The sequence below is a fragment of the Streptomyces sp. NPDC001530 genome (genome assembly GCF_042894545.1).
Classification (GTDB): Bacteria; Actinomycetota; Actinomycetes; order Streptomycetales; family Streptomycetaceae; genus Streptomyces.
Map to the genome: position 1 here is coordinate 413,173 of NZ_JBIAVS010000003.1, position 25,360 is coordinate 438,532.

Below are 25,360 nucleotides of genomic sequence, written 5' to 3' on the forward strand. Positions count from 1 at the left end.
TCGAACCGTGACCGCGACAACCGTGCGCGACGACGGTGCCGCGGCCCCTTGGCGAACCCCCGAGTTCACCGAGCGGCTGCGCGCCGTCGGCGAGGAGCGCTACCACGACCGGCACCCCTTCAACATCCGTATGCACCAAGGTGAGTTGAGCCCCACCGAGCTGCGCCGCTGGATCGCCAACCGGTTCCACTACCAGCGCCACATCCCCGTCAAGGACGCCCTGATCCTCGCCAAACTCGACGACCCCGCACTGCGCCGCGCCTGGCTGCGCAGGATCCAGGACCACGACGGAACGGCCGAGGGGGAGGGCGGCATCGAACGCTGGCTGCGGCTCGGTGAGGCGGCAGGCCTCGACCGCTCGACGCTGTGGGACGCGTCCCGGGTACTGCCCGGGGTGCGGCTCGCGGTCGAGGGCTACGTCAACTTCTGCCGCCTGCGCCCCGCGCTCGACGCCGTCGCCGCGTCCCTGACCGAGCTGTCGGCACCGTCTCTGATGCGCACCCGCATCGCCGCCTTCGAACGCCACTACCCGTGGATCGAAGCCGAGGGGCTCGCGTACTTCCGGGCCCGCATCGGCCAGGGCGGCCGCGACAGCGAGGAGGCCCTCGCGCTCGTCCACGCCTGGGCCCGCACCAGGGAGCAGCAGGAACGGGCGGTGGCGGCACTCGCGTTCAAGTGCGAGGTGCTGTGGGCGCTACTGGACGCCGTCGACCGGGGCGGCGGCTCATGACCTGGCGGCCCGTCCTGTCCCGTTCCGTGATGCTCCGTCACGACCGCGTCCGAAGCACCGACTTGCTGCTCCTGCCCGAGCGAGTCGTCGTCCTGCGCGGCAACGCCGGCAGTGTCGTCCGGCTCTGCGACGGCAGCCGCGAGGTGGACGAGATCGTCGCGGAGCTCGGCGAACGGTTCCCCGGCGCACCCGTCGCCGACGAAGTCCCCGCATTCCTCACGGCATTGCGAAAGGAGGGCTGGCTCCAGTGACCGTGGCTCCCCCCTGGGCGCTGCTCGCGGAACTCACCCATGGCTGCCCGCTGCGCTGCGCGTATTGCTCCAACCCCGTCGAACTGATCAGTCGGTCAGAAGAGCTGACCACTGGACAATGGGTCGGGGTGCTGCGTCAGGCCGCCGACCTGGGCGTCGTCCAAACCCACCTCTCGGGCGGCGAACCGCTCCTCAGACGTGATCTCGCCGACATCGTCGCGGCCGCCGACGCAGCCGGCCTCTACACCCAGCTCGTCACCAGCGGAGTCGGCCTGCATGAACGACGGCTCGCGGAACTCAAGGACGCCGGACTGCGCAGTGTCCAGCTCTCCGTTCAGCACGCCGATCCGATCGCCTCCGAACTCATCGCGGGCGCCCGCTCGTTCGCTGCCAAGGAGAGGGCCGCGCAGCTGGTTCGCGCGGCGGGGCTCCCGCTCGGGCTGAACGTCGTGCTGCACCGCGCCAACATCGACGCCCTCGACGACCTGATCGCGCTCGGACTCGCCTGGGGCGCCGACCGGGTCGAGCTCGCCAACACCCAGTTCTACGGCTGGGCGTTGCGCAACCGTGCGTCCCTGCTCCCGACCCGCGAGCAGGTCGAACACGCCCGCCAGACCGTGACCCGCCGACGTGAACGCCTGGGCAAGGCCATGGAGTTGGTCTGGGTCGCCGCCGACTATCTCGACGGCACCGCGAAACCGTGCATGGGCGGCTGGGGCGCCGTCTCGCTCACCGTCGCCCCGGACGGCACGGTCCTCCCGTGCCCGGCCGCGGCCTCCCTTCCCGGCCTCGAGCCGCCGAACGTGAAAGATCGCCAACTCGCCTGGATCTGGCGGGAGTCCCATGCCTTCAACGCCTACCGCGGCGAGACCTGGATGCAGGAGCCCTGCCGCGGCTGTGTCCTGCACACGACCGATTTCGGCGGCTGCCGCTGCCAGGCATACGCGCTCACCGGCGACGCGGCCCGCACCGACCCGGTCTGCCGTCACGCGCCCGACCACGGTCTCGTCCGCGACCTGGTGGCCGCGCCGTACGCGGCGGACACGGCTCGTGCGGCGGCCCCTGTCCCGGCCCCTGCCTATCGCGAAGGAGGAACATGAGACGTCTACGTGTGCTGCTGACGGCGGTCTTGCTTGCCGGCGGACTGGCCGCGGTCCCGGCGTCCGCCACCCCGGCCGCCGTCCCCGAGTCCGCGACCCCGGCTGCCACCCCGGCCGCCGTCCCCGAGTCCGCGACCCCGGCTGCCGGACTGGCCGCCGTCCCCGAGTCCGCCGCCTGGGCCGCCGTCGGCTACGAGGCCGAGTACGCCGCGATCGGGCAGGGCAGCGTCGAGTCGGACCACTCCGGCTTCACCGGCACCGGGTTCGTCAACTACGCCAACGCGGCGGGCAGTTACGTCGAATTCACAGTCACCGCGGAGGATCAGGCCACCCTGCCGCTCGCCTTCCGCTTCGCCAACGGCACGACCGCCGACCGCCCGATGGACATCACCGTCAACGGCGTCCTGGTGGCCGCCAAACTGTCCTTCCCCGGCAACGGCTCCTGGACCGGCTGGCAGACGCGGACGGTCGACGTCGCGCTCCAGCAGGGCGGCAACACCGTCCGGGCCACCGCCACCACCGCGAACGGCGGCCCCAACCTGGACTCGCTGACTGTGGGACAGCCCGCGGCCACCACCGACTGGTCGGTCGCCATGGTCGAGTCGACGATGGCGCGCTACTCGCCGACCACGATAGGCGGCTGGTCGTACCCGGTCGGCCTGTACCTCTACGGCCAGTACCTCACGTACCAGCGCACGCACGACCCGCGCCTTCTCTCGTACATCAAGAACTACGTCGACCGCTTCGTGTCGAGCGACGGCACGATCGGGCAGAGCTTCAACAACCTCGACAGCATGCAGGCCGGACGGCTCCTGACGATCCTGCACCACGAGACCGGCCAGGACCGCTACCGCATCGCGGCGAAGAAGATCCGCGACCGCCTCGAGACCTATCCGCGCACCTCGGACGGCGGCTTCTGGCACGCGACCTCGGACAGCCGGGCCCACCAACTGTGGGCGGACGGCGTCTACATGGTCAATCCGTTCCTCGTCGAGTACGGCAAGGAGTTCAACGACGCGGCGTACGCGAACAACGAGGCGGCCAAGCAGCTCTCCGTCTACGGCCGCCATCTCCAGGTCACGAACGGCCTGTTGAAGCACGCCTTCGACGAGTCGCGCACGGCGAGCTGGTCCGACCCGGGGACCGGTCTCGCCCCCGAGCACTGGTGCCGGGCGGTCGGCTGGTACTCGATGGCGATCGTCAACGTGCTGGACGCGATCCCGAGTTCGCACCCGCGCCGTGCCGAGCTCCTGACCATCCTGCAGAAGCTGGCCGCGGGCCTGGAGCACTACCAGGACCCGAACACCGGCCGTTGGTTCCAGGTCATCGACAAGGGCGACCGCAGCGACAACTGGACCGAGACGTCCTGCTCCAGCATGTTCACCTACGCCCTCTCGCGCGGCGCCCAGCAGGGCTACATCGACGCGCACTACAACGACGTCGCTCAACGCGGCTACCAGGGCGTCCTGGCGAAGATCTCACTCGGCTCCGACGGCCGGACGAACCTCACGGACATCTCCATCGGCACGAACGTCGGCGACTACGCCTACTACGTGGCCCGCACCAGGGCGACCAACGACTTCCACGGTCTCGGCGCCTTTCTGATCATGAACGAACAACTCAGGGCGAGGTGACAGAAGATGAGCTCATCCCCCGCGCCGTACGACGGGCCGTCCCGCCGGAAGGTGATCGGCGCCGCACTCGGCGGCGCCGCGCTCGCCGCAGGGATCCCGGGCACCGCCGCCGCGGCGAGCTGGCAGCTGAAATGGTCCCCGTCCGCGAGCGGCGACGGGCTCGGTGCCTTCGAGACGATCGAGGACGACCGTGCCGACTCGCACCCCGCCGGGCAACCGCACATCTACCCGGAGGGGAACAACTGGCGGTTCACCATGCACAGGGTGGACCGCGACACCAGCACCGACCGGCAGCGCCAGGAGGTCACCGGGCTGCGCACCAGCAGCGCCGGCTATCTGAAGTGGCTGCCGGGCCAGACCTGGCGGGTGACGTACTCGATGTACATTCCGAGCTCGCTGAAGGCGACCACGACCTTCACCCACATCATGCAGATGAAGCAGCCGGGGACCGGCACTTCGCCGATCGTCGTGCAATCGCTGCGGCGGGTGAACGGCGCCCAGACCATCGAGTTGAGACTCGCCCTCTCCGACACCCTGATCGGCCGCACCAGTCTGGACCCGCTGCACGACAACTGGACGGACGTCGACTTCCAGATCAAGGTCGGCGACGGCACGTCGGGTTCCGTGCGCTGGATCCTCAAGAGCGGCGGCACGACCGTGATCGACAAGTCGAAGTCCGGTGTGGACACCTTCCTCGACGACCGCGTGCGGCCCAAGTGGGGTATCTACCGCTCCCTCGGCGACACGTCGGGTTCGCTGCAGGACTGCCATCTGCTCCTCACCAACTTCCGCGGCTACCAACTGGTCTGAGACGAGGCCGACATGAGACATCCGACCCGCAGATCCGTCGCCCTTGCCCTGTTGGGCTTCCTTGTCGTGCTGGGCCTCTCCCAGCCCCCGGCCGTCGCCCGCGCCCAGGCACCCACCGCCGCCGGCACCCAGGCACCCGCCGCCGCGGCCGCCGTCTACAACGTGCGCGACTACGGCGCGAAGGGCGACGGCTCCACCAATGACACGCCCGCCATCCAGAAGGCCGTCGACGCCGCGAACGGTGCGGGCGGCGGAACCGTGCGGTTCCCCTCACCCGGCACCTACAAGTCGAAGAACACGATCCACATGAAGAGCAACGTGACGCTCCAGGTCGACACGGGCGCCGCGATCCAGGGCTCCAGCGCGGACACGTACGACCCGCCCGAGTCCAACCCGTACGACCAGTACCAGGACTACGGGCACAGCCACTTCCACAACGCGATGATCTACGGCGACCGGCTGACCAACATCGGCTTCGTGGGCGGCGGCGTCATCGACGGCCAGGGCAACCTGATCACCGGCAACCCGTCCTCCGGTGAGGCCGACAAGATCATCTCCCTGACCCGGTGCAACGGCCTGCGGATCGGCGACGGTCTGACCCTGCGCCGTGGCGGCCATTTCGCGGCCCTCATCAACGGCTGTACGAACGTCACCTCGGACCATCTGAACATCGACACGGCGAGCGACCGCGACGGCTGGAACATCATCAGCACCACCAACGTCACGGTGACGAACGCGAACATCAAGGCCAACGACGACGCGCTGGTCTTCAAGAGCGACTACGCGCTGGGCGCCAAGCTGCCCAACGGCCACGGCCGGGTCAGCGACTCGTTTCTCTCCGCGGTGTGCTGCAACGCCCTGATGTTCGGCTCCGAGACGTGCGGCGACTTCACGGACTACCAGTTCGAGCGCATCAGGATCGAGGGCTCCAACAAGTCCGGGCTCGGCATGGTCTCCATGGACGGCGCCAAGATCTCCGACGTCCACTACCGCGACATCACCATGACGAACGTCCACTCGCCGATCATGCAGAAGATCGGAACCCGTAAACGCTGCGGCAACAACCCGGGCGTCGGCTCGATCAGCGACATCACCTACGACAACATCACGGCCACCGGCTCCAGCCCCTCCTTCAGCCCGACCCTGTGGGGCGAGTCGAGCCCGAACCACATCAGCGGCGTCACCTTCACCAACGTCAACATCACCGTCCCCGGCGGCAACGGCACCATGTCCACCGCCGTCCCGACGAACGACCCCACCAACTACAACCCCAACAGCATCGGCACCCGCCCCGCCTACGGCTGGTACCTGCACAACGCCGACAACGTCAGCTTCACCGACAGTTCGGTGCGGTTCGCCGCCGACGACGGGCGGCCCGCGGTCATCGCCAACAGCGGCAGCTCGGTGAAGTTCACCCGGTTCACCGCCCAGCGCGGCAGCGCGAGCCCGTACGACATGGGCTTTCAGACCGTGAGCGGATACTGCGTCGCCGACAGCCACAACACGTCCGGCGGCTCCCTGCGGATCTCGACGTCGAGCTCCGGCCAGGACTGCGGCACAGCCCCCACCCGGTACGAGGCGGAGAACGCCACGTACTCGGCGGGCAGCACCGTCGACAGCGACCACGCGGGCTACTCCGGCACCGGCTTCGTCAACACGGACAACACCACCGGCGCTTATGTGGAGTGGGCGGTGGACGCGGCGGCGGCCGGCACGAAGACCGTCGCCCTCGCGTACGCGAACGGCACCACCTCCGACCGGCCCATGGACATCACGGTGAACGGGCAGGTCGTCGCCTCCGGCGTCTCCTTCCCGCCCACCGCCGACTGGACGACCTGGCGCACGGTCTCCCTCGCCGTCCCGCTCACCGCGGGCGCCAACACCCTCCGGGCGACGGCGATCACGGCGGTCGGCTGCCCCAACCTCGACTACCTGGACGTCCAGGCATGAACACTCTCAGACGTGTGAGCGCTCGTCTGGCGACGGCCGTGGTGGCGCTCCTCCTCGGAGCGCTGCTGCTGCCCTCCCCGGCACGAGCGGACCTGCAGAACCCGCGCCAGGACTTCCTGCGCGCCTCGACCGGCGGACTCTTCCTGCACTGGGGTGAGCGGACCGCCCCGCAGCACACCAGCTGCAGCGGCTGGGAGTCCGACGTCACCAACGGCGGCTGGAGCGCGGACTACTGGGTGAACGAAGCCCTCAAGCTGCACACCCAGTACCTGGTCCTCGCCACCTTCCACAGCCGCCTCGGGTACGCCCGCCCCTGGCCCTCGGCGATCCCCGGCAGCTGCGCCACCAAGCGCGACTTCCTCGGAGAGCTGGTCACCGCGGCCAAGGCGAAGGGCCTCAAGGTCATCCTCTACATGACCGACGACCCGCAGTGGCACGCCGAAGGCGGTCACGAGTGGCTGGACTCGGCCGCCTACTCCGCCTACAAGGGCCACTCGGTCGACCTGACCACCCGCGACGGTTTCGGCGAGTACTCGTACGACCTCTTCTTCGAGGTCATGGACCGCTACCCGGACCTCGGTGGCTTCTGGATCGACAACGACAACGCGTACTGGGAGAGCCACAACCTCTACGCGCAGATCCAGCAGAAGCGGCCGAGCTACACGCTCAGCAACAACAACGAAGACACGCCGATCATGGACATGATCAGCAATGAGCAGAAGACGGGAATGACACCGGCCTACGACTATCCGCAGGCCGTCTACACCGCCCAACCCCGCCTGACCGAGGCCGACTTCAAGCTGCCCTCCAGTGGCGCGTGGTGGTACGACGGCACGAATCCGAGCGTCGACCGGGCCCTCACCCTCGGCCGGCTCGTCACCAACGCGGGCTCGTCGGTGAAGGCGCTGATGGCCGAGACGGCGATGGTCAACGGCAGATTCCCGTCCAACCAGGAGTCCTTCAACAACTTCGCGGCCACTTATCTGAACCCCATCTGGGAGTCGCTGCACGGAGTCGAGGGCGGCGGCTACATGTACGGCGGCCTCAAGCCCGGCTTCTGGAACGACGGCGCGCACGGCGTGACGACGATCAGCAAGACCGACCCCGACCGGCACTACGTCCACGTCCTGACGCCGCCGACCACCAGCACCCTGCGCATCCGCGACAACGGCTACCGCGTCGCGTCCGTCACCAACCTGCGCACCGGGGCGGCCGTCTCCTGGACCCAGTCGGGCGGCGTCCTCACACTGAACGGGCTCAGCGGCTGGGACCCGTACGACACCGTCTTCAAGGTGACGACGGCTGGCCGCGAGGGCATCCTGCCCGCTTCCTCCTACACGATGAGCGCGAGCGCGTCGGCGAGCGGTCACGGGGCCGCGGCCGCGGCGGACGGCAGTTGTCTGACGTACTGGGACAGCAACAAGACGCTGCCGGTCGACCTCACCTTCGACCTCGGCACGGCCAAGAAGGCGCAGTACATCGGCCTCAACCAGCGTGAGGACTCCGTCGCCTACGCGCGCTCCGACACCGAGCAGTCCGCCCGCATCAAGGACTACAAGGTGTACGTCAGCAACGACGGCTCCAGCTGGGGAAGTGCCGTCAAGACGGGGCAACTGACGAGCCGCCGCGGCATCCAGGGCATCGACCTCACCGCCGTCAACGCCCGCTACGTACGCCTCGAAGTGGACTCAACCTGGGCCGCCTCCACCGACACCACCCGCTACAAGCGGCTGCGGATCGACGAGGCGTGGATCGGTACGTCGTACGCGACCCCGAGCACCGCGGCGCCGCCCGTGCGCTACGAGGCGGAGAACGCCACCTACTCGGCGGGCAGCACCGTGGACTCCGACCACACCGGGTACTCCGGCACGGGGTTCGTGAACACCGCCAACGAGGTGGGCGCGTATGTGTCGTTCGGCGTCAGTGCCACCGGCAGCGGCACGGCCGATCTGACGCTCCGCTACTCCAACGGCACGACGTCCGACCGGCCGATGGACATCTCCGTCGACGGCACCGTGGTCGCCGCCGCCAAGTCCTTCCCGCCGACCGGCAGTTGGGACAGGTGGGCCGATGTCACGGTCGGCGTCCCGCTCACGGCCGGCACCCACACCGTCCACGCCACCGCGACCACCGCGAACGGGGCGCCCAATCTCGACTATCTGGAGGTGAGGGAGCCATGAGCCGCCGGTTCCGGCGATTCAGGAGAGGACTCCTCTTAACCCTGGTGGGCATGCTGATCGCCGCGGCGATGCCCCTGATGGCCGCCCCGCCCGCCGCCGCCTCGGGCAACGGCCAGTCCGTGCGGCCCGCGATGGGGTGGAGCAGCTGGAGCTTCGTGCGGCGCTGGCCCACCGAGGACAAGATCAAGGCGCAGGCCGACGCGATGGTCAGCAGCGGCCTCGTGAACCACGGCTTCGTGTACGTCAATCTCGACGACTTCTGGCAGAAGTGCGACGCCAACGGATTCGTCGTCGACTCCTACGGCCGCTGGAGTGTCGACTCGGCGAAATTCCCGTCGGGCATCAAGGCGCTCGCCGACTACATCCACGCCAAAGGACTCAAATTCGGCTTCTACGTCACTCCGGGCATCGCCAAGAACGCCGTACTGAAGAACACGCCGATCGAGGGCACGGCGTACCACGCGGCGGACATCGCGAACACCGCGGCCCTGGAGAAGAACTACAACTGCAAGAACATGTACTACATCGACTACGGCAAGCCAGGCGCGCAGGAATTTGTGGATTCCTGGGCGCGGCAGTTCGCCTCCTGGGGAGTCGACTACCTCAAGATCGACGGGGTCGGAAGCGCGGACGTCCCCGACGTACGGGCCTGGGACACCGCGCTGCGGGCCACGGGCCGGCAGATCAACTACGCCCTGTCCAACAACCTCGCGATCGCCGACGCGCCCACCTGGCGCTCACTGGCCAACAGCTGGCGCACCCAGGGCGACGTCGAGTGCTACTGCGGCTCCGGTTCGAACGGCAGCGGCTATCCGCTCACCGACTGGTCGCACGTCTCGGCCCGCTTCACCTCGGCGGCCAACTGGCAGCAGTACGCGAGTCCTGGCGGCTGGAACGACCTGGACTCGCTGGAGATCGGCAACGGCGACCAGGCCGGCCTCACCTCCGACCAGCGCCGCTCCCACTTCACCCTCTGGGCGATGGCGGGCGCCCCGCTGCTGCTCGGCACCGACCTGACGCACCTCGACCCGGTCGACACGGCGATGCTCACCAACGACCGTCTCATCGGCGTCGACCAGGACGGATACGCCGCCAAGCGCATCGTCTCCAGCGGTGTCAACCAGGTCTGGAGCAAGCGCGAGGACAGCGGTGACTACGTGGTGGGGCTCTTCAACACGGGTACGTCGGGCGACTCCACGGTGAGCGTGAACTGGTCGCAGGTCGGGTTCACGGGCTCGGGCGATGTGACGGACCTGTGGTCGGGCTTCCACAAGGGCACGGTCACGGACACCTACAGCGCGACGCTGCGTCCGGGGGAGACACGGCTCATCAGGGTCACCCCGCTCGGCGCGAAGACCGTCCGGTACCAGGCGGAGAACGCGGGCACCTCGGCGGGCTCCACCGTCGACACCAACCACATCGCGTACACCGGAACCGGCTTTGTGAACACCGCCAACTTGGCCGGCGCGTACGTCGAGTGGATCGTCGACTCCGCCACCGCCCGCACCGCCGCCCTGACCATCCGGTACGCCAACGGCACGACCACGGGCCGCCCGATGGACGTCAGCGTCAACGGCGCCGTCGTCTCCGCCAACCGTGCCTTCAACGGCACCGGCAGCTGGGACACCTGGGCCGACTCGACCGTCACCGTGCCGCTGAACGCTGGGGCCAACACGATTCGGGTGACCGCCACCACGGCCGGCGGCGCGCCGAATCTCGATTATCTCGACCGGGGCTGAGAGGAGGCGCAAAAGGGTCATTTCCCGGGGGACCTCACGGGGTGGCGGGCCATTCCCGTCGCCCCTTGAGGGCTGCCCGAAAACAGGAAATGCCTGCGCTTTATGTGCACGGTGAACTCTCCCGATGCCATTGACAATCCGACGTTCCGACGCTGCTATGCAGTGATGGTTAGGAATGTTTCCTAACACCCTTTCAGTGCCTCATTCCGCCCCGGGAGGACGATCCACGTGCACCCTGCCGCACCCCAACGCCGACTACGCGTAGCCCTGGCCGCGCTCTTCGGGCTGCTGTTGTCCTTGTTGCTCGTTCCCACGCAAGTCGCCCATGCCGCGACCGACTACCAGGCCGAGGAGGCCACGATCTCGCAGGGCACGGTGGCGACGAACCATCTGAACTACACGGGCACGGGCTTCGTCGACTACACCAACGTCGCTGGTTCGTATGTGCAGTTCACGGTGGACGCGGCGGCTGCCGGGCAGGCCGGGCTACAGTTCCGGTATGCCAACGGTTCGACCACGGACCGGCTGATGGACATCTCCGTCAACGGCACGGTGGTCGCCTCGAACGTGTCGTTCCCGGCCACCGCGAACTGGGACACCTGGGTCACCAAGACCGTCAACGCCTCGCTGAACGCGGGCACCAACACCATCCGGGCGACCGCGACCACCGCCAACGGCGGCCCCAACCTCGACAAGCTCACCCTCGGCAGCCCCTCGGGCGGCGGCACCCCGGGGATGGCGGTCGCGCCCTACGAGTACTTCGGCTGGGGCAACCCGCAGAGCCCCACCTCCGTGATGTCGGCGACCGGCGTCAAGTGGTTCACGCTGGCCTTCATCCTCTCCGACGGGTCCTGCAATCCCGCATGGGACGGCTCGCGCCCGCTGACCGGCGGTGACGACCAGGCGAAGATCAACTCCATCCGGTCGGCCGGCGGTGACGTGATCGTCTCCTTCGGCGGGTGGAGCGGTAACAAGCTCGGCGAGAAATGCACCAGCGCCTCAGCCCTCGCCGGTGCATACCAGAAGGTCATCAACGCCTATGGCCTGAAGGTCATCGACATCGACATCGAGAACACCGAGTGGTCCAGCGCGACGGTCCGTCAGCGGGTGATCGACGCACTGAAGATCGTCAAGGCGAACAACGCGGGCCTCAAGACCATCATCACCTTCGGTACGACCACCAACGGCCCGGACTCCACCGGCGTCGACATGATCAACCGTGGTGCCAACTCCGGTCTGGCGAACGACATCTGGTGCATCATGCCGTTCGACTTCGGCGGCGGCACCAGCAACATGGGCACGCTGACGACCCAGGCCATGGAAGGGCTCAAGGGCAAGGTCAAGGCCGCCTACGGCTACAGCGACGCGACCACCTACGCGCACATCGGGCTCTCCTCGATGAACGGCAAGACCGACGACGCGGGCGAGCTGGTCCGTGTCTCCGACTTCCAGACGATGCTCGCCTACGCGCAGCAGCACCACATCGCGCGCCTCACCTACTGGTCCGTGAACCGCGACCGGGCCTGCGGCTCCGGCTCTGACGGGGACTCCTGCAGCGGTGTATCACAGCAGCCGTACGACTACCTCAAGGTCTTCGTCCAGTACGCGGGTTGAGGAGAACAGCCGTGAACAGAACGCGTCGCAGAACCATCCTGTCCTGGTGCACCTCCCTGGCCCTCGCACTGCCCCTGCTCGGTTGGGCGGGCAGTGGTGTGGCCCAGGCGGTCGCAACGCGGTACGAGGCGGAGAACGCCACCATCTCGTCGGGGACGGTGGCCACGAACCATCTGAACTACTCCGGTACCGGGTTCGCGGACACCACCAACGCCGCTGGTGTGTATGTGGAGTTCACCGTGAACGCCGCGTCCGCGGGTACGGGCTCGACAGCCGTCCGGTACGCGAACGGGTCCATCGCCGACCGGCCCATGGACGTCTCCGTCAACGGCACGGTCGTCGCGTCGAATGTGTCGTTCCCGCCGACGGCGGACTGGGACACCTGGGCGACCAGGACGGTGACAGCGCCGGTGAATGCGGGCGCCAACACCATCCGTCTGACGGCGACGACCGCCGCGGGTGATCCGAACCTGGACTACGTCGACTTCGATGTCACCGCGGCGGCGGCCGACTATCAGGCCGAGGACGCCACGATCTCGCAGGGCGCGGTGGCGACGAACCATCTGAACTACACGGGCAGTGGCTTCGTGGACTACACCAACGTGGCTGGTTCGAATGTGGAGTTCACGGTGGACGCGGCGGCTGCCGGGCAGGCCGGGCTGCAGTTCCGGTACGCCAACGGCAGCACGACCGACCGCCCGATGGACATCTCCGTCAACGGCACGGTGGTCGCCTCGAACGTGTCGTTCCCGGCCACCGCCGACTGGGACACCTGGGTCACCAAGACCGTCAACGCCTCGCTGAACGCGGGCACCAACAGCATCCGGGCGACCGCGACCACCGCCAACGGCGGCCCCAACCTCGACAAGCTCACCCTCGGCAGCCCCTCGGGCGGCGGAGGCGGTCCTGCCGTTCCCTTCGGGAGTCATCAATTCCCGTATGTGGCAGGCATGTTGAAGCCCACGGGCGCGCAGTCGACCCTTGACCAGGCCGTCGTCAGCAAGTACAACGCCTGGAAGTCCGCCTTCGTCAAGCAGAACTGCGGCAACGGCTGGTACGAGGTGATCTCGCCGGACGCCGACCACCCCTACGTCGCCGAGGCGCAGGGCTACGGCATGGTCGTCAGTGCCCTGATGGCGGGCGCCGACCCGGACGCCAAGAAGATCTTCGACGGCTTGGTCAAGTACATGCTGGCGCATCCCTCGGTGCACAACTCCAACCTGCTCGCCGCCGAGCAGGACTCCTCCTGCACCAGTGTCGACGGCTCGGACTCGGCGACCGACGGTGACCTCGACGTGGCGTACGGGCTGCTGCTCGCCGACAAGCAGTGGGGGAGCGCGGGAACGTACGACTACAAGAGCCTGGCCGTGAAGCACATCAACGCCATCAAGGCCAGCGAGGTCAACTCGAGCACCCACCTCATGAAGCTCGGCGACTGGTCCACGTCGGGCGATCAGTACTACTACATCACGCGCTCCTCGGACTGGATGATCGACCACTTCCGGGCCTTCAGGCGGGCCACCGGCGACGCCGCGTGGGACACGATCCGCAGCGCCCATCAGAACCTGATCACCAGCCAGCAGGCCAACTACGCGCCGAGCACAGGCCTGTTGGCGGACTTCATCGTCAACACCAACACCACCCCGAAGCCCGCGGGCGGACAGGTCCTCGAAGGCCCCAACGACGGCGACTACAGCTGGAACGCCTGCCGTGACCCTTGGCGCATCGGCGCCGACGCCGTCACCAGCGGCGACTCCGCCTCGCTCGCCTCGGCCCGCAAGCTCAACTCCTGGATCAAGTCGAAGACCGGTGGCAACCCCGACAACATCGTCACCGGCTACCACCTCAGCGGTTCCGCCTACGACAGCGGGCACGACATGGCGTTCACCGCGCCGTTCATCGTGACCGCGATGACCGACTCCGGCTCACAGGCCTGGCTCGACTCCCTGTGGAACAAGCTCGTCGCCACACCCATCAGCTCCACGCTCTACTACGGCGGCAGCGTCCAGCTCCAGTCGATGATCGTGGCGTCCGGCAACTACTGGGTCCCCTGATGTCACCGCACGCGACGTACATGAAGGAGGTTCACATGCGTATCCGTAGCAAGGCTCTCCGCAGAGTCTGGTTCAGACGTCTCGTGGTCGGCGCCGTCGTGCTGCTGTGTGCCGGACTCGTCCAGACGGTCCCGCAGACCGCCTCGGCGGCCCCCACCCGGTACGAGGCGGAGAGCGCGGCCTACACCTCGGGCTCCACCGTCGACAGCAACTACGCCGGGTACTCCGGGACAGGATTCGTCAACACGCCCAATGCGGTGGGGAGTTACCTCGAGTTCACTGTGAACGCCGCCTCCGCGGGCAGCGCCACGCTCGGCGTACGCTTCGCCAACGGCACGACCAGCGACCGCCCCGCCGACATCGCCGTCAACGGCACCGTCGTCAAGGCCGGCTACTCCTTTCCGTCCACAACCACCTGGGACGCCTGGACGACCTCGTCCCTGACCGTCCCCGTCAACGCGGGCAGCAACAAGATCCGGCTGACCGCGACCAGCGCGGGCGGCCTCGCCAACACCGACTACGCCGACTTCGAGGTCTCTGCCGCCACGACCGACTACCAGGCCGAGGACGCCACGATCTCCCAGGGCACGGTGGCGACGAACCATCTGAACTACACGGGCACGGGCTTCGTCGACTACACCAACGTCACGGATTCGTACGTGGAGTTCACGGTCAGCGCGGTCTCGGCGGGCGGCGCCTCGCTCGCCTTCCGGTACGCCAACGGCACGACCGTCGACCGGCCGATGGACATCTCCGTGAACGGCACGGTGGTCGCCGCGAACGTGTCCTTCCCGGCCACCACCGACTGGGACACCTGGGCCACCAAGTCACTCAACGCCGATCTCACGGCAGGCAGCAATAAGATCCGCGCCACGGCCACCACTGCCAACGGTGGCCCCAACCTCGACCGGCTGCGTGTGGGTACCGCCGCCGACACCCAGGCACCGACCCGGCCCGGCCAGCCGAGCTGCTCGAACATCGGCGAGGACGCGCTCACACTGAGCTGGAGCGCCTCGACCGACAACGTCGGCGTCGTCGCGTACGACCTCTACGAGCACGGCAACAAGATCGGTGAGACGGCGGGCGACGTCACGTCCAAGAACCTCACCGGACTGACCCCGAACACCACCTACAACCTCACCGTCATCGCCCGCGACGCCGCGGGCAACGCCTCGCTCGCCAGCCCCGCCGTGGATTGCACCACGCTGCCGAGCTCCGACACCACCGCCCCGACGACGCCCGGCACGCTCTCCTCGTCCAACGTCACCGCCAACAGCGTCAGCCTGGACTGGGGCGCCTCGACGGACAACAAGGCCGTCGTCGCGTACGACATCCGCAGCGGAACCACCGTCTACAAGACCGTCACGGGCACCCCGCCCGCGACCTCGACCACCGTCACCGGGCTCGCCTGCAACAGCCCGTACTCGCTGAACGTGGTGGCGCGCGACGCGGCCGGCAATATGTCCGCGCAGAGCAACACAGTCAGCTTCACCACGCAGAGCTGCTCCACCGACGGCGGTGTTCCGTCGTCGATCTCCACCGTCTCCAGCGGCTGGACGATCCCCTGGGGCACCTACTGGATGCCCGACGGGCTGAGCGCCCTGGTCACCGAACGCGACAGCTTCAAGGTGTTCAAGCTGGCCAAGGACGGCACGAAGACACAGGTGGGGAGCGTGCCCAATGTCGTCACGACGGACGGCGAGGGCGGTCTGCTCGGTGTCGCGGTCGACCCGAACTGGGACACCAACCACTACGTGTACTTCATGCACACCGCCTCCGAGGGCAATCGCATCGTACGCATGACGTACAACGGCAGCTCCCTGAGCGGCTACACGACCCTGCTCCAGGGCATCAAGAAGAACCGGTACCACAACGGCGGCCGGCTCGCCTTCGGCCCCGACGGCTACCTGTACGCCTCGACCGGCGACGCCCAGACCTCGTCACTCGCCCAGGACAAGACGTCCCTCAACGGCAAAATCCTGCGCCTGACGACCTCGGGCCAGCCGGCACCCGGCAACCCGTTCGGCAACTACGTCTACAGCTACGGCCACCGCAACCCGCAGGGCCTCGCCTTCGACCGCAACGGGCGCCTGTGGGAGGCCGAGTTCGGCAACAGCTCCTACGACGAGCTGAACCTCATCAAGCCGGGTAACAACTACGGCTGGCCGACCTGCGAGGGCAGCTGCTCCGTCTCCGGCATGACCAACCCCAAGAAGACGTGGGCCGTCTCCGAGGCCTCGCCCAGCGGCATCGCGATCGTCCGCAACGTCATCTACATGGCGGCGCTGCGCGGCGAACGCCTGTGGCGCATCCCGATCAGCGGTGACACGGAGAGCGTCGGCTCGGCGACCGCGTACTACGTCGGCACGTACGGCCGCCTGCGCACCGTCACCAAGGTGCCCGGCGCGGACCAACTCTGGCTCTCCACCACCAACTGCGACAACAACGGAGGTGCGGCGGACGGCTCGGACAAGATCTTCCGCGTGAGTATCAGCTAGGACCTGTTCGGTCGATCATGCCGCAGACGCGCCGATCAGCGCGATACGCGGCCAACCGCGGGCGGGGTGGATCAGGTCCCCGTGAGGCGACCTGCCTCCTCGTCCGCGGTACGGCCGTCCAGCCGGGCGAGCAGCCGGGGCCGGACCTCGTTTCTCTCGGCTCTGGACAGCTGCTCGTACATCGCGAGGGCTTCGGCCCAGCAGGTACGGGCGCGCGCGGACTCACCCCGCTCCTCCATGGCGTCACCCAGCACGATCAGCACGTCGGCCCTGCGCCGGGCACCTCCCACCCGGCCCAGCACGGCGAGTGCCTGCTCCGCCTCCGCGGCCGCGGAGGCGGGCCGGCCCGCGCCGAGATGTATCTCGGCCCGCCGGAAGCGCGCCATGCCCTCCCCGAGGGCCTGTCCGCACTCCTCGTAGATCCCCAGCGCCTGGTCCAACTGCTCCAGGGCCTCGGGAATCTGTCCCGCCGCGGACAGCGCGAGCCCCAGCGCGTAGCGCGACTCGGCGAGCGCGAGCGTGGCGGCCTCGGAGCCGAGCCGCTCGATGGCCTCCTCGGCGAGCGCCACCGCGCTGCGGACATTGCGCAGACTCGCCTCCACATGGGACAGCTGGCACAGCGCACTGGCCACACCGAACGGGTTCTCGTCCTCACGGAACCGCGACAGGGCCTCCCGCAGACACCGGTCCGCCTCCGTGTACCTGCGCTCCTGGAGCGCGATGACACCACGGTCGTACGGCACCCAGGCGCTGGTCACGGGATCGTCGATCGCCACGGCCAGCGCCAGCGCGCGCTGCGCCTCCGCGTCGGCCTCCCGCAGGTTCCCCGCCGTGAGATGGACCGCGGTGAGCGCGGCGCATGCACGGCCCTCCGCCTGGGCGTCCCGAGCCTCGCGCGCGGCACGCTGCGCCGCGGCCGCCGTGTCCTGGTACTGGCGGAAGTTCCCGGACCCCACGATGTCCTTCACGCTCCACAACAGATCGATCGACCTGCGCAGTTCGGAGCCGTGGGCGAGCTGGCGGGCGCAGGACAGGATGCACTGCGCCTCGGAGGCCAGCCAGCGCCTGGCGTCGTCGAGATAGGAGAACTCGACGCCGGGATACCGGGCGGGTTCCAGATGCTCCACGCTGCGGTCACCGGGATGCTCCACCGCGTACACCCCGGTCGCGGTGGCCAGGTAGAAGTCGAGCAGGCGGGTCAGTGCCGCCCCCCGTTCGCTGGGGGGTTGTTCGTCCCGCTCTGCACAGGCGCGGGCGTACAGCCTGGTGAGGTCGTGGTAGCGGTAGCGGCCCGGTGCCGCGGCCTCCAGGAAGCCGGTGTCGACGAGCGCTTCGAAGATGTCCTCCGTCTCCTCGGGCAGCTGGTCGAGCATGGCGGCGGCCGCGGCGAGAGAGATGTCCGGTCCGTCGGCGAGGCCGACGAGACGAAACGCGCGCGCCTGCGCCGGATCCAGCTGCCCGTACCCCATCTCGAAGGTCGCCTTGACCGCGAGATCCCCGGCCTGCAGTTCGTCGAGGCGGCGGCGTTCGTCGGAGAGTTTGGCGGCGAGCACGGACACGGTCCAGGTACGGCGGGCCGCGAGGCGCGAGGCCGCGATCCGGATCGCGAGCGGAAGGAAACCGCAGGCGGCGACCACGTCGAGGGCGGCATGGCGTTCGGCGTCGACGCGCTCGGCCCCCACGATCCTGGTGAACAGTTGCAACGCCTCGTCCGGGCTCATCACATCGAGGTCCACGAGATGGGCCCCGGCCAGATCCACCATGCGGACGCGGCTGGTGACGAGTGTGGCGCACCCGGGAGTGCTGGGGATCAACGGCCGTACCTGGGCGGCGTCCCGGGCGTTGTCCAGGAGCACCAGCACCCGGCGGTCGTTCAGGACCGAGCGGTACAGCGCCGAGCGTTCCTCCAGCGAGTCGGGGATCGCCGAGTCCTCCATGCCCAGAGCGCGCAGGAAGGAGCCGAGGACCGTCTCGGGCTCCGCCGCCCGGGCCCCGGTCCCTTGCAGGTCCACGTACAACTGGCCGTCCGGGAAGCTCTGGCGCGCCTGGTGCGCGACGTGCACGGCGAGGGTGGTTTTGCCGACACCTCCGATGCCCGCCAAGGCGGAGATGGCCAAGACGGCACCAGGGGAGTCGGGGAGGAGTTCAATGAGTTCGCGCACGAAGGCGGCGCGGCCTGTGAAGTCGGGGACTGTGGCGGGCAGTTGCGAGGGCCGCACGACGATCGATGTCGCTTCGCGGCGCGGCGCGGCCACGTCCTCAAGGCTCTGGTCGGCGGCAAGGATCCGCTGCTGCAAGTCGCGCAGGCCAGGGTGCGGGTCCACGCCGAGCTCGGCGGCGAGCAGGCGTCGGGTGTCCGCGTACACGGCCAACGCCTCGGCCTGGCGTCCGCTTCGGTACAGGGCGAGCATGAGCAGCTCGCGCAGGCGCTCCCGCAGCGGGTGGGCGGCGGTCAGCGCGGTGAGCTCCGAGACGGCCTCGGCGTGACCGCCGAGTTCCAGGTCCAAGTCGAGGCGCATCTCGGCGAGTTGCAGCCGCCACGTCTCCAGCCTCATGCGCTCTGCTTCGGCATACGGACCCGAAGCGCCTGCCAGGGGTTCCCCGTCCCAGAGCGCCAGGGCCTTGTTGAACGTGTCCCGAGCCTGCGCCAGGTCGCCGGCCGCTCGGAGCCTCTCCGCCTGCGCCGCGAGGTCTTCCGCTTGGGCCACGTCGAGGGATCCCGGCTGGGTGCGCAGCGCATAGCCGCCGGACTCGCTGACCAGCAAGCCGGGGTCGAGCACCTTGCGGAGCCGCGACGCATACGTACGAACGGCGGCGAGGGCCTGCGACGGAGGCTCGTCGCCCCACAGCGCGTCGATCAGTTCGGCGGCCGTGGCGGTGCGGCCCTCGCGCAGCAACAGGGCGGCGAGCAGGGACCGTTGCTGCGGAGAGCCCGTGTTCAGAGCCTCGGCGCCGCGCCACGCCCGAACAGGGCCGAGCACGCTGAAGCGCAGTGCCGGCGTGCCCTCGTCGCCCTGGCCTCGCACGCTGTCCGGGAGGACGGGCCCGTCGGTGAAGGGCTGCGGCGCCGGTCGCCGGTGCTCCGGTACCCGAGGCCCTCCGGGCTCGGGTACCGGGATCGCCTTCCGGGGTGCCCGCTGGACCCCCCGCCGCATGACGTCCGCGCGCCGCGCGGCCTCCGCGAACAGGGCCCTGACCTCGGCGGCACGGCGGTGGTCCTGAGCATCGCGGGCTCCTTCGCCCTCGACGGCGGCGAGGCTGAGCAGCGCGGCGACCGTCTGCGGATGGTGCGCCCCCACGGCCGCGGCGGCTTTCTGCGAGGCGACGGCCAGCACGTCCGCGGCGCGTCCCATCCGATCACGGTCTCCGGCGGCCCGCGCGGACTCGAACTCCGCGGTGGCCAGGGCCACCAGCGCAGACAGGGACTGCGGGTGTTCGCCGCCGAGCAGGCCCACCAGACGGCGGACGGCGCTTTCGAGGTCGTCCAGCAACGCGTCCGCGTCGTCGTGCCGCCCCTGCTGCCGCGCCGTCGCCGTCAGGACGGAGGTCACCAGAAGGCGTACGTCCAACTCCTCCTCGGTGTTGTCGACCGCGGCCAGCCGCTCCCGGGCCTGCGCGGCCGCCTCCGCGGCACCCTCGACATCACCCAGCCGGATCTTGAGCGCCGCGAGATTGGCCAGCTTCCTCGTGGTCGCAGCGCTGCCGCCCGGGTCGAACTGCAACGCCGAGGACAGTACCGTCGCGGCGGCGGCAAGATACCCGCGATCGGCCAGCGTCACCGCCAGCTGGTTGCGCGAGGCGCTGTCGAGGTTCAGCCCGTCGGTGTCCCACGCCAGCCGGGACGCCACATGCTGGAGGAGCGCCTGCGACGCACTCTGCAGACCGAGGCCGTCGAGCAGTGCGGTGAGGCGCGCCAAGTCGCGGCTCAGGGCCGGATGGTGCAGCACGCGGTCGTCCGCACGCAGCCGTTCGACGGCGCGGGTGGTCCGTACGGCGGCCGCGCTCTCGCCCCGCAGTGCGCGGGCGGCGTGGGAGATCGCTTCCTGCCAGACGTCGTTCATGCGCCGCCCCCATTCCCCTCGCCGTCGATGAGCGCTTTCACGGCCATGAACTTGAGCTCGGCGATCTGGGACGGATCAATGAGGCTGCGCTGCGCCCATGCGTCGAGCTGGAGCAGGAGCGCCTCCGTGCCCACGAACCGGGCGGGCGTCGCGCCGTCCTGGACGGGGTGGTCGCGGTCCGGGGCTGGCGGCCTGAGCACGTCGATGAGGTGGACGACATCGAGGTGGTCGAAGCGGCGGATCGCCTCCCCGATGGTGGCGGCGAAGAGCACGTTGGCGGCGCGGGCCTCGGCAGCCCGGTCGGGGGCCTGCTCGATGAGGATGCCGACGACCGCGGGCTGCCGGGTGCCGTCGTCCCCCACCCCCTCGACCGGCCCTCCCGAGTAGCCGGAGTAGTCGCCGAGATGCTGGTCCGCCGTGAGCTGCAGCGCTTCGATGGTCGCGCCCCCGACGCAGAGATGCTGTGCGGCCCCGGCGCTGACCCGGCCGCTGAGGTGTACGTCGTGCGTGGCGGGCCGGTAGGGGCCGCGCCAGCGGTCCCCGTCGCGGGCGACGTCGGCCGCGGGGATCGGCAGGGTGACCTGGTGCCCGGCGCCGATCTCGACGAGGGCCAGATCGGCTTCCTTGTCCTGGCGGCAGACGCGGCCCTCGACCCGCTCCCCGTCGGCCAGTTCGATGCCGACGCTTTCGTCGAGCGACAGGCCGCGCAGACAGTGCAGTGCGGTGAGCACGAACCGGCGGGTGAGCAGGAAGCCGCCGCCCAGGCGCTGCTGAGCTTGGTAGAGGTCGACCCAGTAGCCCGTGCCCGTCACGGGTTCCCCGGGGTGCGCTCCACGGTGAGGGTGACCTCGAACGAGGCCTCCGCGGAAGCCTTGGACAGGATGACCCCGGCCTCGGCCGCGAGGGTCAGACCGAAGGTGACGTCCAGGCTGGTGATCCGCCAGCCGTCGCGCTCGGGGACCTGCGCCAAGGACTGCTGGGCGATGGAGGAGGCCTGGACGATCGCCTCCTCGATCTCGGCGGCGCGCTCGCCGAGGGACGACGTCGCCCGTGTTCTGCTGGCGATCTGCCTGTTCCTGGCTGTGTCGAGCGCGACCGTCTCGACCCTGACATCGGCCATGACCGTACTTCCCCCGTGTGCCCGGCACCTTCGTCGGTGGTACGTGATCTCGGCGAGAGCCTAGTCGCGCGGCTCGGGCGGTGCGACCGCTTCCGCGGACAAGTCCCGCCCCGGTAAGCCGGCTTGTGTGCGGGCGACCCTGTTCAGACGGTTGCCGTGCCCAGGTACGCCTCGCGCACCCGCGGGTCCGCGTGCACCTCCGCGGCCGTCCCCTCGGCCAGCACCCGGCCCAGGTCGAGGACGACGACGCGGGTGCACAGCCGCATGACGAAGGCGACGTTGTGCTCGACGAGGAGGACCGCGCAGCCCTCCTCATCCGCCAAGTGGCGGACAACAGCGGCCAGTTGGCGGCTCCCGCCAGCCGTCATTCCGGAGGCGGGCTCGTCCAGCAGCAGCACCCGGGGCGGGTCGGCCACCGCGCGCGCCAGTTCCACCATGCGGGCCTGTCCCACCGGGAGCGCTCCGGCGAAGACTCCGGTCAGTGCGTCCAGCCCGCAGGAGCGCAGCACCTCCGCCGCGCGCTCGCGGCGCTCCTTCTCGTACGTCCGCCGGGTCGGCGCGGCCAGCAGATCCGCCGCGAGGCCGCCCCCGCCGCCGCGCCACTCCTGGGCCACCACCAGGTTGTCGGCCACCGTGAGCTGGCCGAACAGCTGCTGCCGCTGGAAGGTACGGCGCATGCCGTGACGGGCGCGCCAGACGGGGGAGCGGCGTGTGATGTCGGTGCCGTCGAGGAGGATGCGGCCCTCGTCGGGGCGGCGGATGCCCGACAGCGCGTCGAAGAGGGTGGTCTTTCCGGCGCCGTTGGGGCCGATGAGCCCGCACACCTCGCCGGGGCGCAGGGCGAGGTCCACCCCGTCGAGGGCGCGGACACCGCCGAAGCGGACGCCGATGCCGACGGCTTCGAGCACGGGAGCGTTCATGACGGGCCAACCCCCTTGGTCGATGACTGGGGCATTGCCGTCGAGGAGGCCGCGATCCCCAAGTACGCCTCCGTCAGCCGGTCCGCCTCCACCTCGGCGCGCGGACCGCACCACGTCACCCGCCCCTGCGTGAGATACGCGACCGTGTCCGCGACCCCGAGGACCTCGGTGGCCTTCTCCTCGACCAGCAGCAGTGCGGTCCCCGCCTCCTTCAGTTCGGTCAGCAGCCGGAACACCTCCTCGACCACGCGTGGGGCGAGACCGAGCGAGGGCTCGTCCGCGATCAGTACCTCCGGTGGCCGCTGGAGCAGCGGCGCGAGGGCGAGCATCTGCTGTTCGCCGCCGGACAGCGAGCCGGCGAGGACGTCGCGGCGTGCCGCGAGGCCGGGGAAGCGCGCGTACACGGCGTCGCGTTCGTCCGTCGCGCGCAGGTGCAGGGCGAGGTTCTCCTCGATGGTGAGGGACGGGAAGAGCCCGCGTCCCTCGGGCGCCAGCAACACCCCCGCCCGGGACCGTCCGACGGCCCGCTCGCGCGTGGCGTCGCGCCCGGCGACGTACACCCGGCCGGTGAGCGGGGGCAGGAGCCCGGCGGCGACGCGGCATGTGGTGGACTTTCCGGCGCCGTTCGGGCCGAGGAGAGCGAGGATCTCGCCGGGGCGGACGGCGAGGTCGACGCCGTGGAGGACGGGGGCGCCGTCGTATCCCGCCCGCACGGCGCGGAGTTCGAGGGCCGCTTCGGGGGATGACGGCGAGGGCGCCTCGACCGGCGTCCGCGGTGTCGTCGTCGCGCGCCTGCGGTGCAGGCGGGTGGAGACCGCCGCCGCGTACCCGTCCGGATCGTTGGCCAGCGCCAGCCCCGCCAGGCCGAACAGGATCACCGGCAGATGGACCGACCGGGTGACGTAGTCCGACAGCAGATGCGGTACGACGGCGTAGACGAGCCCCGCGACCACGGCGAACTGGGGACGGCGTACGCCCGCCGCCACGACCACCGCGAGCCAGATCAGCCCGGTCATCGCCGTGAAGTCGGTCGCGGTGATGCGCGTGCTGTACGACGCGTACATCACGCCGCCGAAGCCCGCGAGCCCCGCCGACAGCGTGAACAGCAGGAGCTTGGTGCGGATGACCGACACGCCCGACGCCATCGCCGCCGCCGGAGCCGAGCGGACCGCGAGCATCGCGCGCCCGGACGGCGAGTGGCGCAGCGCGCTGAGCGCTGCCACGACCAGCGCGACGAGCAGGATCATCGCCACGCCCATCGCCCGGTCGTCGCCCAGGTCCACCGGTCCGAAGACGGGTCGCGGGATCGCCCAGCCCGTGTCACCGTTCCTCAACCAGCCCATCTGGAAGAGGACTTGGTCGGCGAGGAAGGCGAGTGCCAGGGTCGCGAGGGCGAGCGAGCGCCCGCCGAGCCGCAGCGCCGGAAGCGCCACCAGGGCGCCCAGCACGGCGGCCGCGCAGGTCCCCACCGCCGCGGCCGCCACGAACGGCCAGCCGTGGCTCATCAGCAGCCCCGCCACCAGCGCCGCACCGGTCACGAACGTCGCCTGCGCCAGCGACACCATCGCGCCGAGCCCCGTCACCACCGTGAACGAGACGAACACCAGGGAGAGGGCGAGCCCTTGGGCGAGGATGCCGCTCCAGAAGGGGGTCGTGACCGTGTAGAAGGCGAGGGCGAGCAGCAGCCCGGCGGCCGTCCACGGGCCCCAGCGCCGTACCCACGGCCGTCCCGCCAGGTAGTCGCCCGGCGGCGCGTCCGTGGCCGCCGTGCCTGCCGTCCGCTGTCGCCGGGTCAGCACCAGCAGCCCGGCGAAGAGGATCAGGAACGGAACGGCCGTACGGAAACCGGTGATCCGCTCGGCGAAGGTGGCGTACCCCGCGACGAGGTTCTGCAGCACCCCGAGCCCCAGGCCGCCCGCGAAGGCGAGCGGGATCGAGGCGAAGCGGCCGAGGACCGCGGCCGTCGCCGAGACGAAGAGGAAGAGCGTGAAGTCGTGGGCGGACAGGCCGAGAAGAGGTGTGGCGAGCACCCCCGCGAGCCCGGCGAGCGCCGACGACAGCATCCACGCGATCGACGACAGCCGGTCCGCGCTCATGCCGCGCAGTTCCACGAGGGAGCGATTGTCCACCGCCGCCCGGAGTCTGAGCCCGAGGGACGTGTGCCGCATCAGGATCCACAGCCCGACGGCGACCACGGCGGTCGCCACCCAGGTGATCAACTGGTCGGAGTCGACGCCGACTCCGTCCATCAGCTGCCACGACTTCGCCGGGCTCGGCCCGACCCCGGGGAGCCCGAACTGGTTCTCGGCGGGTTTGACGGACACTCCCGCGTCCTCGAGGAGTTCCACAATCCACAGCCCCAGCGCGGGCAGCGCCACCAACAGCCCTATGGTGGCGACGATCTGGGCCGTCTCACCGACGCGCGCCAGTTTGCGGAACATCAACCGGTCAAGGCCCCAGCCCAGCGCGGGCGCCACCGCGCACACCAGCAGCACGGCCGTCGGTACGGCCGGCCAGCCGAGGCCCGAGTGCAGCTCGTAGAAGGCGAGTGCGCACAGGTAGGCCGTGGCGCCGTGGGCGAAGTTGAACAGTCCCGAGGCCGAGTAGGACAGCACGAGACCGGTCGCGAGCAGGGCGTACAGCGCGCCGGACACCAGCCCGCTCAGTACGAACCCCAAGAGGTCCGACATCCCAAGCCC

General features: G+C 69.6%; 16 protein-coding genes. 11 read left to right on the forward strand and 5 right to left on the reverse strand.

Annotation, left to right across the window (positions count from 1 at the left end; all coding sequences use genetic code 11):
- The first annotated feature begins 7 nt into the window (after positions 1–7).
- From pqqC to ACFY0T_RS07500, 11 genes are all read left to right on the forward strand, one after another.
- A complete protein-coding gene (gene pqqC, locus ACFY0T_RS07450) occupies positions 8–730 on the forward strand; it encodes a pyrroloquinoline-quinone synthase PqqC (protein ID WP_388865484.1) in 723 nt (240 codons plus the stop codon).
- The gene (pqqD, locus tag ACFY0T_RS07455; RefSeq protein WP_388865486.1) at positions 727–981 is read left to right on the forward strand and encodes a pyrroloquinoline quinone biosynthesis peptide chaperone PqqD; all 255 of its coding nucleotides are present in this window, start codon (positions 727–729) and stop codon (positions 979–981) included. The genes pqqC and pqqD overlap by 4 nt, the downstream gene beginning before the upstream one ends.
- Entirely contained in the window at positions 978–2,081 is a 1,104-nt protein-coding gene (pqqE, locus tag ACFY0T_RS07460; RefSeq protein WP_388865488.1) for a pyrroloquinoline quinone biosynthesis protein PqqE, read from the forward strand. The genes pqqD and pqqE overlap by 4 nt, the downstream gene beginning before the upstream one ends.
- Positions 2,078–3,715, forward strand: coding sequence for a glycoside hydrolase family 88 protein (locus ACFY0T_RS07465; RefSeq protein WP_388865490.1), 1,638 nt, complete (start codon positions 2,078–2,080; stop codon positions 3,713–3,715). Before pqqE ends, ACFY0T_RS07465 begins: the two co-directional genes overlap by 4 nt.
- A 6-nt stretch (positions 3,716–3,721) precedes the next feature.
- Entirely contained in the window at positions 3,722–4,525 is an 804-nt protein-coding gene (locus ACFY0T_RS07470; protein WP_388865492.1) for a Tat pathway signal sequence domain protein, read from the forward strand.
- Between the two features lie 12 nt (positions 4,526–4,537).
- Positions 4,538–6,475, forward strand: coding sequence for a glycosyl hydrolase family 28 protein (locus tag ACFY0T_RS07475; protein ID WP_388865494.1), 1,938 nt, complete (start codon positions 4,538–4,540; stop codon positions 6,473–6,475).
- On the forward strand, positions 6,472–8,655 hold the full coding sequence (locus ACFY0T_RS07480) for a discoidin domain-containing protein (RefSeq protein ID WP_388865496.1): 2,184 nt from the start codon (positions 6,472–6,474) through the stop codon (positions 8,653–8,655). Before ACFY0T_RS07475 ends, ACFY0T_RS07480 begins: the two co-directional genes overlap by 4 nt.
- A 50-nt stretch (positions 8,656–8,705) precedes the next feature.
- Positions 8,706–10,394: a carbohydrate-binding protein gene (locus ACFY0T_RS07485; RefSeq protein WP_388865498.1), complete on the forward strand. Its 1,689-nt coding sequence runs from the start codon at positions 8,706–8,708 to the stop codon at positions 10,392–10,394.
- Positions 10,395–10,622: 228 nt separating this feature from the next.
- Positions 10,623–12,008, forward strand: a complete 1,386-nt coding sequence (locus ACFY0T_RS07490; RefSeq protein ID WP_388865500.1) for a carbohydrate-binding protein — start codon at positions 10,623–10,625, stop codon at positions 12,006–12,008.
- An 11-nt stretch (positions 12,009–12,019) separates the two neighbouring features.
- Positions 12,020–14,062, forward strand: coding sequence for a glycosyl hydrolase family 8 (locus ACFY0T_RS07495; protein ID WP_388865502.1), 2,043 nt, complete (start codon positions 12,020–12,022; stop codon positions 14,060–14,062).
- 35 nt (positions 14,063–14,097) lie between these two features.
- The gene (locus ACFY0T_RS07500) at positions 14,098–16,560 is read left to right on the forward strand and encodes a PQQ-dependent sugar dehydrogenase (protein WP_388865504.1); all 2,463 of its coding nucleotides are present in this window, start codon (positions 14,098–14,100) and stop codon (positions 16,558–16,560) included.
- Between the two features lie 71 nt (positions 16,561–16,631).
- On the opposite strand, the gene ACFY0T_RS07505 is transcribed toward ACFY0T_RS07500, so the two are convergent.
- The 5 genes from ACFY0T_RS07505 to ACFY0T_RS07525 form a co-directional block, all read right to left on the reverse strand.
- Positions 16,632–19,715: a BTAD domain-containing putative transcriptional regulator gene (locus ACFY0T_RS07505; protein ID WP_388865709.1), complete on the reverse strand. Its 3,084-nt coding sequence runs from the start codon at positions 19,713–19,715 to the stop codon at positions 16,632–16,634.
- A gap of 902 nt (positions 19,716–20,617) precedes the next feature.
- Positions 20,618–21,433, reverse strand: a complete 816-nt coding sequence (locus ACFY0T_RS07510; RefSeq protein WP_388865506.1) for a trypsin-like peptidase domain-containing protein — start codon at positions 21,431–21,433, stop codon at positions 20,618–20,620.
- The gene (locus tag ACFY0T_RS07515) at positions 21,430–21,741 is read right to left on the reverse strand and encodes a CU044_2847 family protein (RefSeq protein WP_388865508.1); all 312 of its coding nucleotides are present in this window, start codon (positions 21,739–21,741) and stop codon (positions 21,430–21,432) included. Before ACFY0T_RS07515 ends, ACFY0T_RS07510 begins: the two co-directional genes overlap by 4 nt.
- A 143-nt stretch (positions 21,742–21,884) precedes the next feature.
- Positions 21,885–22,661 (reverse strand): ABC transporter ATP-binding protein, encoded by a 777-nt coding sequence (locus ACFY0T_RS07520; RefSeq protein ID WP_388865510.1) that lies wholly within the window; start codon positions 22,659–22,661, stop codon positions 21,885–21,887.
- Positions 22,658–25,351 carry an ATP-binding cassette domain-containing protein gene (locus tag ACFY0T_RS07525; RefSeq protein ID WP_388865513.1) on the reverse strand — a complete coding sequence of 898 codons (2,694 nt, stop codon included), beginning with the start codon at positions 25,349–25,351 and terminating at the stop codon, positions 22,658–22,660. The genes ACFY0T_RS07520 and ACFY0T_RS07525 overlap by 4 nt, the downstream gene beginning before the upstream one ends.
- Between the last annotated feature and the right edge of the window lie 9 nt (positions 25,352–25,360).

Excerpts from the sequence above, each read along its gene's own strand:
- ACFY0T_RS07470 (WP_388865492.1), top strand. The coding sequence starts at position 3,722 with ATGAGCTCATCCCCCGCGCCGTACGACGGGCCGTCCCGCCGGAAGGTG.
- ACFY0T_RS07500 (WP_388865504.1), top strand. The coding sequence starts at position 14,098 with ATGCGTATCCGTAGCAAGGCTCTCCGCAGAGTCTGGTTCAGACGTCTC.
- ACFY0T_RS07485 (WP_388865498.1), top strand. The coding sequence starts at position 8,706 with ATGCTGATCGCCGCGGCGATGCCCCTGATGGCCGCCCCGCCCGCCGCC.
- ACFY0T_RS07465 (WP_388865490.1), top strand. The coding sequence starts at position 2,078 with ATGAGACGTCTACGTGTGCTGCTGACGGCGGTCTTGCTTGCCGGCGGA.
- ACFY0T_RS07480 (WP_388865496.1), top strand. The coding sequence starts at position 6,472 with ATGAACACTCTCAGACGTGTGAGCGCTCGTCTGGCGACGGCCGTGGTG.
- ACFY0T_RS07505 (WP_388865709.1), bottom strand. The coding sequence starts at position 19,715 with ATGCGGCGGGGGGTCCAGCGGGCACCCCGGAAGGCGATCCCGGTACCC.
- ACFY0T_RS07475 (WP_388865494.1), top strand. The coding sequence starts at position 4,538 with ATGAGACATCCGACCCGCAGATCCGTCGCCCTTGCCCTGTTGGGCTTC.
- ACFY0T_RS07525 (WP_388865513.1), bottom strand. The coding sequence starts at position 25,351 with ATGTCGGACCTCTTGGGGTTCGTACTGAGCGGGCTGGTGTCCGGCGCG.
- ACFY0T_RS07520 (WP_388865510.1), bottom strand. The coding sequence starts at position 22,661 with ATGAACGCTCCCGTGCTCGAAGCCGTCGGCATCGGCGTCCGCTTCGGC.
- pqqD (WP_388865486.1), top strand. The coding sequence starts at position 727 with ATGACCTGGCGGCCCGTCCTGTCCCGTTCCGTGATGCTCCGTCACGAC.
- ACFY0T_RS07515 (WP_388865508.1), bottom strand. The coding sequence starts at position 21,741 with ATGGCCGATGTCAGGGTCGAGACGGTCGCGCTCGACACAGCCAGGAAC.